The sequence below is a fragment of the Ramlibacter sp. GS1-15 genome, assembly GCF_057785015.1.
Window position 1 is genome coordinate 2,513,164 of the sequence record NZ_JBYNTU010000001.1, and the last position, 12,486, is coordinate 2,525,649.

The 12,486-nt window shown below is 68.7% G+C and carries 11 protein-coding genes; 2 read left to right on the top strand and 9 right to left on the bottom strand.

Annotated features, from left to right (window positions below):
• Positions 1 to 7: 7 nt before the first annotated feature.
• Genes AC3EF3_RS12595 through imuA form a run of 4 tightly spaced genes read right to left on the bottom strand, consistent with a single transcriptional unit; the run spans position 8 to position 7,315 of the window.
• The gene (locus AC3EF3_RS12595; RefSeq protein WP_488532494.1) at positions 8 to 2,155 is read right to left on the bottom strand and encodes an FUSC family protein; all 2,148 of its coding nucleotides are present in this window, start codon (positions 2,153 to 2,155) and stop codon (positions 8 to 10) included.
• A gap of 37 nt (positions 2,156 to 2,192) precedes the next feature.
• A complete protein-coding gene (locus AC3EF3_RS12600) occupies positions 2,193 to 5,351 on the bottom strand; it encodes an error-prone DNA polymerase (protein ID WP_488532495.1) in 3,159 nt (1,052 codons plus the stop codon).
• Entirely contained in the window at positions 5,344 to 6,630 is a 1,287-nt protein-coding gene (locus tag AC3EF3_RS12605) for a Y-family DNA polymerase (protein ID WP_488532496.1), read from the bottom strand. The genes AC3EF3_RS12600 and AC3EF3_RS12605 overlap by 8 nt, the downstream gene beginning before the upstream one ends.
• Complete coding sequence (gene imuA, locus AC3EF3_RS12610; protein WP_488532497.1) at positions 6,599 to 7,315, bottom strand: translesion DNA synthesis-associated protein ImuA; 717 nt, start codon at positions 7,313 to 7,315, stop codon at positions 6,599 to 6,601. The genes AC3EF3_RS12605 and imuA overlap by 32 nt, the downstream gene beginning before the upstream one ends.
• 23 nt (positions 7,316 to 7,338) lie before the next feature.
• Here imuA and AC3EF3_RS12615 point away from each other — a divergent pair, with 23 nt between their 5' ends.
• Entirely contained in the window at positions 7,339 to 7,908 is a 570-nt protein-coding gene (locus AC3EF3_RS12615) for a DNA-3-methyladenine glycosylase (protein ID WP_488532498.1), read from the top strand.
• Here the strand turns inward: AC3EF3_RS12615 and AC3EF3_RS12620 are convergent, their stop codons facing one another.
• Positions 7,909 to 8,565, bottom strand: a complete 657-nt coding sequence (locus AC3EF3_RS12620) for a head GIN domain-containing protein (protein ID WP_488532499.1) — start codon at positions 8,563 to 8,565, stop codon at positions 7,909 to 7,911.
• 282 nt (positions 8,566 to 8,847) lie between these two features.
• On the opposite strand from AC3EF3_RS12620, the gene AC3EF3_RS12625 reads away from it, so the two are divergent.
• Positions 8,848 to 9,126, top strand: coding sequence for a hypothetical protein (locus tag AC3EF3_RS12625; RefSeq protein ID WP_488532500.1), 279 nt, complete (start codon positions 8,848 to 8,850; stop codon positions 9,124 to 9,126).
• Here the strand turns inward: AC3EF3_RS12625 and AC3EF3_RS12630 are convergent, their stop codons facing one another.
• From AC3EF3_RS12630 to AC3EF3_RS12645, 4 genes are all read right to left on the bottom strand, one after another.
• Complete coding sequence (locus AC3EF3_RS12630; RefSeq protein ID WP_488532501.1) at positions 9,127 to 9,558, bottom strand: hypothetical protein; 432 nt, start codon at positions 9,556 to 9,558, stop codon at positions 9,127 to 9,129.
• Between the two features lie 110 nt (positions 9,559 to 9,668).
• On the bottom strand, positions 9,669 to 11,048 hold the full coding sequence (locus AC3EF3_RS12635) for a CoA transferase (protein ID WP_488532502.1): 1,380 nt from the start codon (positions 11,046 to 11,048) through the stop codon (positions 9,669 to 9,671).
• Between the two features lies 1 nt (position 11,049).
• A complete protein-coding gene (locus tag AC3EF3_RS12640; RefSeq protein ID WP_488532503.1) occupies positions 11,050 to 11,685 on the bottom strand; it encodes a 3-oxoacid CoA-transferase subunit B in 636 nt (211 codons plus the stop codon).
• A 13-nt stretch (positions 11,686 to 11,698) separates the two neighbouring features.
• A complete protein-coding gene (locus AC3EF3_RS12645) occupies positions 11,699 to 12,397 on the bottom strand; it encodes a CoA transferase subunit A (protein ID WP_488532504.1) in 699 nt (232 codons plus the stop codon).
• Positions 12,398 to 12,486: the final 89 nt, after the last annotated feature.

Consider the following 12,486-nt stretch of genomic DNA (forward strand, 5'->3'; position numbering starts at 1 on the left):
CCAGACACTATACGCGATCGGCGCCCGTCGCGAGTGCATTGCGAACTTGCCCGGCCTCTGCGCGCAATGCGGCGGCGATGTCGATCGCCAGCTGCAGGCGCCGCAGCAGCCAGGGACTGAGGTCCTGCTCGAAAGGGTCGGGCAGGTTGCCCGCGGGTTCCGCCGTGTCCGCCGGCTCTGCAGCGTTCGCGTCGCCCGCGCCCGCGAGGACCGCCTGCAGGCGATCCGCGGCTTGCTGCAGGGGCTCGCGAATCTCGTCGACGTGCAGCCGGTCACGCCGTTGCAGCAACATGGTCTTCACGGCCGTGAGCTGCGCGAGCAACTGGTAGCTGTGCGCCAGCACACGCTCCACCGAATTCATGGGCGGCTGCACCGCGCGCGGTTCCGCCAGTGCGCGCTGTGCCGCCTGCGCGAGCGCCGACACGCTGTCGTACACCTCGCGTCGCGCGAGGCGCCACGCGAGCTCCGCCCGGTTGTCGATGGACGTGAGCGTGCCCAGCGCGAGCGCCTGTTGCGCGTGCTTCGACTGGGCGGTGAGCACGCGCTTGATCAGGGCCGGCAGCTGTCCGCGCTCCCACGACGGCAGCACGTAGCTGAAGATCCAGGCCAGCGCGACACCGATCAGCGTATCGCCGATGCGCTCGCCCACTTCGAACACCGGCGCGATGCCCGCGTTGAGCAGGTGCGCCTGCGTCAGGGCCAGCACCGTGGCGGCAACCGCGGTGACCAGGTAGCGGCGGATCGCGAACGCATGCGCGATCGCCTGCGCGAGCGTGACGACCACCAGCAGCAATGCCGCCGGCGCGTTGGCATAGAGCAGCGCACCGGCCAATACGCAGCCGAGCAGCGTGCCGGCGACCCGGCTGTTGCGGCGCTCCAGCGTTTGCGCCAGGCTGCCGCGCAGCACGACGACGATCGTGAGCAGGATCCAGTAGTCGTGCGTGCCCCAGGGCAGCACCAGCGTGATGGCCTGCCCCGCCGCGATCGCGAGGGCGGCGCGGATCGCATGCCGCAGCGGCGGCGCATCCCAGCGCCAAAGCTGCAGGAAAGGCTGCAGCGACCATCTGGTGGGACTCACGAACAACTGCCACGCCGTGCGCACGATCTCGATGTCGGGCTCGCGCTCGCGGCGGGCCAGCGCGATGAGCCGCTCCACTTCCTCGTGGATGTGGCGCACCCGGCCGGCCAGCGACCGCGCGAGCAGGCTGGTGCCTTCGGGCGGCGCCACCGGGGGGCGCTCGAACGGCTCGGGATCTCGCGCCAGCAGCAGCCCGTCCGCCAGTGTTTCCACTTCCCGCGCCAGCAGGTCGATTTCGTCGCCGAGCGCGGAAAGGAATTCGCGCTGCTGCGGGTCGGCCTTGAGCGTGTCGAGGTCCAGCGCGCACGCGACGAGGTGGTCGCGCATGTCCAGGATCTGCAGCAGCATCGCCGCGAACCGCTGGCGTCGTGGCGTGCGCGGCGACTCCAGCAGCACATTGCGCGCCGCTTGCAGCTGGTCCGCGAGCGCCGCCTGCAACCTGATGAGGCCGGCCACGAACTTCGCGTCGCCGCCCCGCGCCTTGAACTGCCTCGCCTGCGTGCGCATGAGGCGGGCGACGGCGAGCAGCGAGTCGACGAGCACGAGCACGCGGTAGCGCGGATTGAGCAGTGCGTGGACTGCCACCGAGTACACGAGGTAGATCGCGATGCCGAGCGCGAAGGCCATCGTCGCTTCGAGCTCCGGGTGGCGGCCCGGCGGCTGCTGCGCGGCCAGCGAGAAGATCATCGCGAACATCATCGAGATCGAGATCGGCAGCCCGCGCTTGCCCCACGCGGCCCCGAGGAAGGCGACGAAACTCGCCGAGACCAGAAGCGCCGACAGCCAGAGCGGGTCGGTGCGCAGCGCCTGCACCCCGTAGAACAGCGGGATCGCGAGCACGGCGGCCGGCAGCAGCTGCGCGAGCTTGCCGCGTTTCGGCCCGACCTGGTCGGGCGGTGTCACGACGATCACCCCGACCGTGGCCGTCGCGGCGGCCAATGGGCCGAAGAAGTAGTGCACGATGGCCGAGACCAGCGGGATGCCCGCCGCGGTCGCGAGGCCGTTGGTCACATAGGAGCTGAACGCGATCCGCGCGGCGCGGCGCAAGGCGGAAGGGGCGTCGTGCAGGCGGAACATAGCCGCCGATTGTGCCGTCCTGTGGGGCGGGTGCGGCTCAGTGGAAATCGCGGCTGGTCGCGCGCGACTGATGGCCGAGCCGGCCGAGCAGGGGCGTGAGGTCCTCCAGCCGCTCGGCGACGACGTGGCAGACGTTGCCGCCGCTTTCCACGTCGCGCTGCCAGGTGCCGTGCACGGCGAGCAATTTCGCGCGCAGCAGGGGATCGCGCCACTTCTCGCGCACCGATTCCCACACGATCACGTTGACGGGTCCCGTCTCGTCCTCCAGCGTGACGAAGATCGTGCCTTTGGCCGTTCCCGGCTGCTGGCGAACCGTGACGATGCCGCAGGCCGACACGCGCTGTCCGTGCGGCAATTGCTTCAGCTCGTCCGCGTTGAGCAGCTTGCGCCTCGCGAGCTTCGGCCGCAGCAGCGCGAGCGGATGGCGGCGCAGCGTGAAGCCGAGCGAGGCGTAATCGAACACGATCTCCTCGCCCTCGTGCGCATGCGGCAGCTCGATCGGCGCCTCGTTCACCGGCGCATTGCGCAGCAGCTCGGGCGGCTTCACCTGCGCCGAGGCTTCCCACACCTGCTGGCGCCGGTGGCCGGCAAGCGAGAGCAAGGCGTCGCCCGCCGCCAGCGCCTTCAGGTCGCGCGTGTCCAGGCCGGCACGCAGCGTGACGTCCTCGACGTTGTGGTAAGGCTCGCTGCCGCGCGCATCGACGATGCGCCGGCCGGCCGTCTCGCCAAGGCCGCCGACATAACGCAGGCCGAGGCGGACCGCGGGCCGTGGTTGCTCTCCCCATTCGAGCTTGCAATCCCAATCGCTCACCGACACATCCGCCGCCAGCACCATCACATCGTGGCGCTTCGCATCCTGGATCAGCTGCGAGGGCGAATAGAAGCCCATGGGCTGCGAATTGAGCATCGCGGCCAGGAAGCATTCGGGCTCGTGGCATTTGAGCCAGCTGCTCGAATACGCCAGCAGGGCGAAGCTGTAGGCGTGGCTTTCCGGAAAACCGTATTCGCCGAAGCCTTCGATCTGCTTGAAGATCGCCTCGGCGAACTCGAGGCGGTAGCCGTTGGCCCGCATGCCCTCGATCACGCGGCTGCGGAACCGGTCCACGCCGCCCTTGCGCTTCCATGCGGCCATCGCGCGACGCAGCTGGTCGGCTTCGGACGCGGTGAAGCCCGCGGCGACCATCGCGATCTGCATCACCTGCTCCTGGAAGATCGGCACGCCCAGCGTGCGGCCGAGCGCCGCTTCGAGCGCCGGCTTCTCGTATTCGATCGGCAGGCCCTTCGCCTTCCGCTCGCGCGCCTTCAGGTACGGGTGCACCATGCCGCCGGAGATCGGCCCCGGCCGCACGATCGCGACCTCCACCACCAGGTCGTAGAAGCGCGTGGGCTTCAGGCGCGGCAGCATCGACATCTGCGCGCGGCTCTCGATCTGGAACACGCCCACCGTGTCCGCCTGGCGGATCATCTCGTAGGTGGGTTCGTCGCCGGGCCGGATGTCGTAGATCGTGAACGGCGTGCCGCGCCGCTGGCCCACGAACTCCAGGCAGCGGCGGATCGCCGTGAGCATGCCCAGCGCGAGCACGTCCACCTTCATCAGGCCCATGTCCTCGAGGTCGTCCTTGTCCCACTGGATCACGGAACGCTCCTTCATGCTCGCGTTCTCGACGGGCACCAGCCGCGTGAGCTTCGTCTGCGTGAGCACGAAGCCGCCGACGTGCTGGCTCAAATGGCGCGGGAAGCCCATGAGGCTCCACGTGAGCTCCATCCACTGGCGCGCGAGGTGCTCGCCGATCGGCGTTTGCGTCAGTTCCGCCAGTTGCTGCAGGCGCTGCGTCGCGAGCTTCTCCTCGAACCAGTGGTGGTCCTTGGCGAAGGCATCGACGAGTTTTTCCGGCACGCCCAGCGCCTTGCCGACGTCGCGGATCGCGCTGCGTGTGCGGTAGGTGATCACCACGGCCGCGATGGCCGCCCGGTCGCGCCCGTACTTGCCGTAGATGTACTGGATCACGTCCTCGCGCCGCTCGTGCTCGAAATCGACGTCGATGTCGGGCGGCTCGCTCCGGCGGTCCACGCTGATGAAGCGCTCCAGCAGCGGCTCGGAATCCATCGGGTCCATCGCCGTGATGCCCAGGCAATAGCAGACGACCGAGTTCGCCGCCGAACCGCGCCCCTGGCACAGGATGCCGCGGCTCCTCGCGTATCGCACGATGTCGTGCACGGTGAGGAAGAACATCTCGTACTGGCATTTTTCGATGAGCACGAGCTCCTTGCGCAGCAGCTGACGCACCTTCAGGGGGACGACTTCCGGATAGCGCTCGCGCGCGCCGGCATAGGCGAAGCGACGAAGCGCGTGCGTCGGCGTGAGGCCTTCCGGCACCGTTTCGCGCGGATAGTTGTATTTGACTTCCTCGATGTTGAAGTTGCACTTCTTCGCGACTTCGACCGTCGCCGCGAGCAGATCCTGCGGGTAGATTTCCGCCAGCCGCTTGCGTTGCCGCAGGTGCCGCTCCGCGTTGCCTTGCAGCTCGAAGCCGCATTCGGCCACGGGCTTGCCCAGGTGCACCGCCGAGATCACGTCCTGCAGGGGCTTGCGCGAGCGCACGTGCATGTGCACGTCGCCCGCCGCGACCAGGCGCACGCCCGCGGCCGCGCCCGCTTCGCGCATCTGCGCGAGCCACAGGTCGTCGTCCATGAGGCACGGCAGTTCGACGGCGAGCCACAGGTCGGCGCCGAAGCGCTCGCGCAACATGTGCAGGCGCTCCAGGTCGAAAGCCCCGCGTTTGGGTGCGAAGAGGACCTGGCAGCCCCGCAGCAACGAGAGGTCGCTGAAGTCCCAGCCGACGCGGTATTCGCCTTTCTTCGCGTCGTTCATCCGTGCGGCGGTGATGAACTCGCACAGGCCGCCCCAGCTTTCGAGATCGCACGCGAGCGCGATGAGTCGGCCATCGCCCATGTCGAACTCCGATCCGAACAGCAGGCGGAACGGATGCGGTTGCGGCACGAGCTCCTTGTATTCCTTCCAGCCGCTGTACGCGCGCACGACGCCGGCCACCGAGCATTCGTCGGTGATCGCCAGCGCCTCGTAGCCCAGGTCGTACGCGCGGCGCACGAGTTCCTGCGGGTGCGAAGCCCCGCGCTGGAAGCTGAAATTGCTGATGCAATGCAGCTCGGCATAACGCGGCAGCAGATCAGGCATAGAGGCCCTGCAGGTACCAGCGCGAAGAATGCGACAGCCCCTCGCCCATCGGGCGCTCGCGGTAGATCCACACCAGTCCCGCCTCGCTGCTGCGCGCGATGAAGTAGTCGCGGCAGGCCGGGCCGCCCTCTTCCCACCAGGCAGTCTCGACGCGGTACAGGCGCGTGAGGCGGCGCAAGGGGCCGCCGTAGTGGGGAACGTCGGCCTTCGTCTGGAGTTCGACCGGATCCGGCAGGAGCCAGGTGGGATAGATCGCATCGCACGTGCCCCCCGACTTCTCCCCCGAGGGCAGAGGGAGACTCCTGGCCGGCACCCATTCCTCCATGTGCTCGGGCCGGTGGTCCTCGTGGTCTTCGCAGACGAGCACGTTGCCTTCGCCCAGGCGCACGCTCAGGCGCTCGACGAATTCGTGCAGCTTCTCGCCGGGCTTGTTGTCCTCGGGCAGGAGGCTCGCGGGGATGCCGCCCCAGGGCGTCGTCTCGATCGTGCGCAGGCGCAGGTGGTTGGCGGGGGCAGCGAGCTGCGCACGCGAGAGGTGCTCGTTCACCAGGCGGCGCAGATGCGCCATGTCCTGCGTGGGGCGCGCCGTCCTCACCTGCATGGCCTCGGTCGGCGGCAGGGGCTTGCCGTTCAGGCGCCTCAGGTCCAGCGTCCATTCGACTTCGATCGCGAGCACGCCGCGGTTGCGCGAACGCAGCCACAGCTGCAGTTGCGACAGCAGCCGCTGCGCCGTCCACATCAGTTCGGGCGCGCTCGTGGCCAGTGCCGCGAGTTCGAGTCTCACGTCGAAGCTTTCGGGCGGCGTGAGCCAGGTGTACGTTTCGGCCGCCTCGCCGTAGGCGCGATCGAGGCTGGCCACGAGCGCCGCGCCGAAGCGGCGCGCCAGGCCCGCGCGTGGCAAGGCACGCAGTTGCCCCCAGGTGCGACAGCCCATGCGCTCGAGGATGCCGGCATGCGGCTGCGCGGCGGTGAGCGTGTCCACGGGCAGGCCGTCGGGGATGGCGGCGGGCGCCTCCTCGTTCCTGCGTTTCAGGCGCAACAGCGCGAGGGCGACCTGCGCGGTCCCGCCGGTGGCCCACGGCGAAGGCGTGAGCACCTCGCCGGTGTCCAGAAAACGATGCAGGAGCTTGCGCCGGCCGCCCCACAGCCTTCGCGTGGCCGAGACTTCGAGCACCAGCGCCTCGTCGAGCCAGGCCACGCGCGGCGTGAACGCGAGCGCATGCCAGCCCCACGCGCTGCGTTCGTCCTCATGCGAGGGCGAGAGTGCGATCCAGAACATGCGATCGTTCCCTGTGGGGGGTGGCGGGGCGCGCGGTGTTGCGCGATTCGAGCAGGCGCTGCAAGCGCAGCGGGCGCGCCGGCAGTTCGATGGCCGCGGCCAGCGGCGGCCCGCGGCGCTTGAGGACATGCACGCGCAACGCTTCGCTTTCCTCCAGTTCGATGCGCACGCGCGCGGGCGACGATTCGTTCCTCGCATCGACGCCGCGGAAGACGAACAGCAACTTGCCGTGCTGCGCAGCGGCCAGGTGCAATCGCCGCAGCTGGGCGCCGCGGCAGCGCGGCAGCCACGCCATCAGCGCGACCACGTCCGCGCAGCGCAGGGCCTGCTCGCTCGCCCACAGCGCGGCTTTCGCATCACGCGCCTGCACTTTGAGCAGCCGCGACGGCGCGAGGCCCTGCGCCTTCAGCGCCGGGCCGAAAGGCAGGTGCGGCGCATCGACCAGCACGACGGGCCCCACCTCCTCGCCCGTGGCGTGGACCAGCGCGGGCAGCAGCAACTGCCACGCATGCCGACCCGCGCGGGCCTGCAGAATCTCGACGAGGTTTCCCACCGGCCAGCCGCCGCCGGGCAATTGCGCGTCGAGCGCGGCATGGCCCGTGGGCACCACCTCGCCGGCGCGTGCGAGCTCCGGCGCCCGCCACACATGAGGCAGGTTTTCGACGATCGCGAGACGGGACGGCATACTGGTTATTTATACAGTAATTGATGAAGCGACGACAACTCCATCCAGACGATTTCGCCGGTTCCTCGGAAAAAGTGGCGCGTTCGCTCATCGGTGCGGTGCTGCTGGTCGGTGGCGTGGGCGGCCGCATCGTTGAAACCGAGGCCTACGACCGCACCGACCCGGCGTCGCACACTTATTCAGGGCTGACCCCGCGCAACGCCGCGATGTTCGGCCCGCCCGGCCGCGCGTACGTTTACCGCTCCTATGGCATCCATTGGTGCCTGAACTTCGTTTGCCGCGAAGAAGGCCACGGCGCGGGAGTGCTCATCCGCGCGATCGAACCGCTCGAGGGCATCGGGAAGATGCGACAGCGCCGCGGCCAGGATGACCTGCGGCTGCTCTGCTCAGGGCCCGGCAAGGTCGGTGAGGCGCTTGCGATCACGCGCGAGCTCAATGGCTGCCGCCTCGACCGCGCGCCCTTCCAGGTGTTCGCCCCCGAAGGAGCGCAGCGCGTGGTCGCCGGCCCGCGCATCGGCATCAGCAAGGCGATGGAAGTGCACTGGCGCTTCGGCCTCGAAGGCTCGCCCTTCCTCAGCCGGCGTTTCGCCTGATCACTGCGGCAGCGGCCCGGTGCGCTTCACGCGGCCCGAGCCGGCGATGGTCTGCTTCACTTCGGGGTCGCCCGCATAGTTGACGGAACCGTCGCCCGCGATCTCCACGTTGAGCCTGTTGCGGGCGGCCACCTGTGCGGCGCCCGAGCCGGCGATCTCCACGCCCACCTGGTCCGCCACCAATGCAGGCGCCAGCACATCGCCCGAGCCTGCAATGGACACGTCGAGCCGCCTGGCCGAGCCCGCGAGCTTGACGTCGCCGCTGCCCCCGATGTCCACGTGAATGCTGTCGGCGGTGACACGCTTGAGCTCGATGAGGCCGGAACCGGCGATCTCCAGCGCAAGCTTGCCCGCACGCAAGGCCTCGGCCGTGATGTCTCCCGAGCCGCCGACCGCCAGGTTGTCGAGCTCGCGCGCCTGCACGATCACCTTGATCGAGGGGGAGTCGAGCTCCAGGTGGCGCCGCACCGGCTTGATCTCGAGCGAGCCGTGCCGCACGACGGTCTCGATCAGCGGCAACAGGTTCTCATCCGCTTCGACCGTGATGCCTTCCGCGTCGCCCTGACGTACTTCGACGTGCGCGCGGATCCCGAGGCCCACGCCCGTGAAGCCGCTCACGGCCCGTGCCTGGGTGCGGACGGCACCGTTGCCCTTCACGGTCTCGGCCCTCGCGGGCGAAACAATGAGAAATACACCGCACAGGAAAGCCGCGATGCGGGGGTGAAAAGAGCAGTCGTGCATGGCCCATCTCCGGGATGTGTTTCGAAGTGCGACCATGCTACGGGACTGTGATGCCGTACGCAGTTTCATTGCGACGAACTGCAGGATGGCGCGATGGGCTGCATGCCGCGCTAGGAAAAACTGCCGCCCTGCTGTATCGTGTGTTTCCGATTGATGCTGGACCTATGCAGGACGTAATTGCTGCATAGGATGGTCTGCATGGAACGCATCAGCGGCCCCTACAAGGGCTACTTCATTGCAGCTTATTCGGTCGTGGCCAGCGGCTCGTACGTCGGCTACGCGAAGGTGTGCACGGAGCAGCCGCAGAGCGTGTGGTCGGCCCAGGGTGTCGAAAAGCTCACGAGCGCGGCGGGTTGCCGCTCGGAACTGGAAGCCGTGACGACCGCAGAGCACAAGGCCCGCCAGATCATCGCCGAACTGGCCGGCGGCACGTCAGCATTCGGGCCGCTCAGCGCCCCGGGCGAATTGCACGGCTGATCAGCGGCCCTGCGCCGGGATGGCGGCGGGACCGCCCATGACGGCCGTCGAAGGAACCACGGTCACGCCCGCCCTCATCTGGACTTCGCCGGCCGGGACCACCGCGATACCGTGCAAGTCACGCCGCGCCCGCACCGGTTGGGGCGTCGGCTGGTTGGTCAGCAGCGGCGACGATGTGCGCGCGATCGGTCCGCCGTCGCCCAGCGCCACCGGGCTGATCACGGTGCATTCGGCCGAGACATCGAAGACCAGGTGCCCGCCGGGAAACCGCTGCGGCAGCGTTTCATGCAGTGGCCGGCTCATGTCCACCGGCGGCTTGTCCGACTGGTAGACGATACGGTTGCTGCCGTCATAGACGGTATAGCAGGCCCAGGCCGGCAGGCTCGCCATGCCCAGCAGGCACGCCAGTAGCAAATGGGGGTGAACGCGCATGGAACCCTCCTGCCGCAGGGCGCGGCTCGACAGCATGATCGGGCCCCGATGTTCGCGCTTTTGCAGGCGGCGCACCAGTCCGCCTGTCAGCGCGCATCGACGGCTGAACTTCACTTCCAGCGTGGCGGATCGGTGCCGGGCGGCACGGAAGCGCGCACCCATCGCGCCGGCGTGCGTTCGAACACCGCGCTGTGACGCAACGCCTTCAGCTCGCCGAATCCCGAGGCCGTGACTTCGGTGTAGGGCTCGATCGCCGGCTTCTTCAAGGTGAACCCGCCCGCGACGCGGCCGAGCGACCGCAGCCACCCGCCCGTCTGCGCCAATGACACCTGGACGTGCCAGCTGCCGCCTTCGAGCTGCTGGCGCCGCAATGCGGCCGCTGCGCCCATCGCCATGAGGTAGCCGGTCGCCTCGTCCAGGATCTGCATGGGCAAGGGGCGCGGCTTGCCCTCGCCGGCCGCTTCCCCTTCGGCGTGGTTGAAGCCCATCGCGGTCTGCACCAGCGAATCGAATCCGCGGCGGGGCGCCCAAGGACCCTGCACGCCGTACGCCGTGAGCGAGACGCAGACGATGCCGGGCCTCTTGGCCGCCAGCTCGCGGGGGCCGTAGCCGAGAGCCTGCAACCCGCCCGGCCGGTAGCCCTGCACGAAGACATGAGCCTGCGTGACCAGGGCATCCAACGCGGCGCGGCCTTCCGGCGTGCGCAGGTCCACGTGCGCCGAGCGCTTGCCGCGGCTGGTGTCGGCGATCGCCTCGATGTTGGGGAGATGCGGCGAGTTCACCAGCATCACGTCGGCACCGTAGGCAGCCAGTGCCCGGCCACCGACGGGTCCCGCGAGGATGCGCGTGAGGTCCAGTACCTGGATGCCTTCCAGCGGACGCTGGTCGTGCGCCAGCGGCGGCAATGCCACAGGCGGCGCGTCGGCGATGCGGTCGATCGTGAAGAGCGGCTGCTCGGCGATCGCGCGGCCCTGCTGCGTCGCGTCCCATTCCTCGAATGTGCGCAGCGCGGTGGCGACGAGCTTCGCGCCGGCCATCGCGGTCTCGAAGTCGGCCGCCTTCCACCGCATCAAGCCGGCCTGCGCGTCCTCTCGCGTCGCGGTGGCGGGATCGAGCCCGAGCAGCCGCAGCGCCCCGTCGCGGTGGTGGCGGAAGTTCGCGTGGATGCGCACCCAGCCGTCCTTGCAGCGGTACAGGCCCGAGAACGGATCCCACAGCTCGGGCACCCGGCCATCGATGGCGAACCAGCCCGTGCATTCGAGCGCAGCGTGCGTCATGTCCACGCTGACACGCTGGCGTGGCGCGCCGCGCAGGTAGCCCACTTCGCAGGCAGCCAATGCCGCAGCCGCAATGGTCGATTGCGCCGCCGCGCCCACGGCGAAGGACGAAGGGAGCACCGGGTCCGACCCGGTGAGGTGCGCGAGGGGCAGCGCTTCCACCGGCAGCCCGGCGAGCCGCCAGAGCCCTTGGAGCGCCGCCCGCGCGTTCACGTCAGTGCAGCGGAACGCCCGTCTTCGACTGGATGAATTCGCGCGTCACGCCCGGTGCGAGCTCGACGAGCTTCAGGCCTTGCGGCGTCACGTCCATCACGCCCAGGTCGGTGATGATGCGGTCGATCACGCCCACGCCCGTCAGCGGCAGCGTGCACTTCGGCAGGATCTTGAAGTCCTCGCTGCCATCTTTCTTCTTCGCCACGTGCTCCATCAGGACGATGCAGCGCTTCACGCCGGCGACCAGGTCCATCGCGCCGCCCATGCCCTTGACCATCTTGCCGGGAATCATCCAGTTGGCGAGGTCGCCGTGCTCGCTCACCTGCATCGCGCCCAGGATCGACAGGTTGATCTTGCCGCCGCGGATCATCGCGAACGAATCGTGGCTGCCGAAGATCGACGAGCCCTTGATCGTGGTCACCGTCTGCTTGCCGGCATTGATCAGGTCGGCGTCGACTTCCGCGTCCGTCGGGAACGGGCCGATGCCCAGCATGCCGTTTTCCGACTGCAGCCAGACTTCCTTGTCGCCGGTGTAATTGGCCACCAGCGTCGGGATGCCGATGCCGAGGTTCACGTAGAAGCCGTCCTGCAGTTCCTGCGCCGCGCGGGCGGCCATCTGCTCTTGGGTCCAGGGCATGTCTGCTACTCCTTCAGGCGGTACGCGTGGTGCGCTTCTCGATGCGCTTCTCGGGATTCGGGTTGTGCACGATGCGGTGCACGTAGATGCCGGGCAGGTGGATGTCGTCCGGCGCGAGCTCGCCCACCTCGACGATCTTCTCCACTTCGACGATGCAGACCTTGCCGGCCATCGCGACGGCGGGGTTGAAGTTGCGCGCCGTCAGGCGGAAGCGCAGGTTGCCCGATTTGTCCGCGACGTGCGCCTTGACGAGTGCGACATCCGGCACCAGCGAGCGCTCCATCACGTAGGTCTCGCCGTCGAACTCGCGCAGCTCCTTGCCTTCGGCGACCATCGTGCCGACGCCGGTCTTCGTGAAGAACGCCGGGATGCCGGCACCGCCCGCGCGCAGCTTCTCGGCGAGCGTGCCCTGCGGCGTGAATTCGAGCTCGAGTTCGCCCGCGAGGTACTGGCGCTCGAACTCCTTGTTCTCGCCGACGTACGACGAGATCATCTTCCTGATCTGGCGCGTCTGCAGCAGCTTGCCGAGGCCGAAATCGTCGACGCCGGCGTTGTTGGAGATGGCGGTGAGGTTCCTGACCCCGCTCGCCTTGAGCGCCTCGATCAGCGCCTCGGGGATGCCGCACAGGCCGAAGCCGCCGACGGCGAGCAGCTGCCCGTCCTTCACGACGCCATCGAGCGCCGCCGCGGCGTTGGGATAGAGCTTGTTCACGAGTGGGACTCCTGGAAAACGCGCGTGTAAACCCTCAGCCGTTCAGCTGCGGAATGCCGCTACGATACTACCTAATGCGCTACGTAGTT

What these genes read in the sequence shown, in the direction of transcription:
- AC3EF3_RS12640 (WP_488532503.1), bottom strand. Translation starts at nt 11,685, where the DNA reads ATGCCCTGGACCCAAGAGCAGATGGCCGCCCGCGCGGCGCAGGAACTG.
- AC3EF3_RS12630 (WP_488532501.1), bottom strand. Translation starts at nt 9,558, where the DNA reads ATGCGCGTTCACCCCCATTTGCTACTGGCGTGCCTGCTGGGCATGGCG.
- AC3EF3_RS12625 (WP_488532500.1), top strand. Translation starts at nt 8,848, where the DNA reads ATGGAACGCATCAGCGGCCCCTACAAGGGCTACTTCATTGCAGCTTAT.
- imuA (WP_488532497.1), bottom strand. Translation starts at nt 7,315, where the DNA reads ATGCCGTCCCGTCTCGCGATCGTCGAAAACCTGCCTCATGTGTGGCGG.
- AC3EF3_RS12615 (WP_488532498.1), top strand. Translation starts at nt 7,339, where the DNA reads ATGAAGCGACGACAACTCCATCCAGACGATTTCGCCGGTTCCTCGGAA.
- AC3EF3_RS12605 (WP_488532496.1), bottom strand. Translation starts at nt 6,630, where the DNA reads ATGTTCTGGATCGCACTCTCGCCCTCGCATGAGGACGAACGCAGCGCG.
- AC3EF3_RS12600 (WP_488532495.1), bottom strand. Translation starts at nt 5,351, where the DNA reads ATGCCTGATCTGCTGCCGCGTTATGCCGAGCTGCATTGCATCAGCAAT.
- AC3EF3_RS12595 (WP_488532494.1), bottom strand. Translation starts at nt 2,155, where the DNA reads ATGTTCCGCCTGCACGACGCCCCTTCCGCCTTGCGCCGCGCCGCGCGG.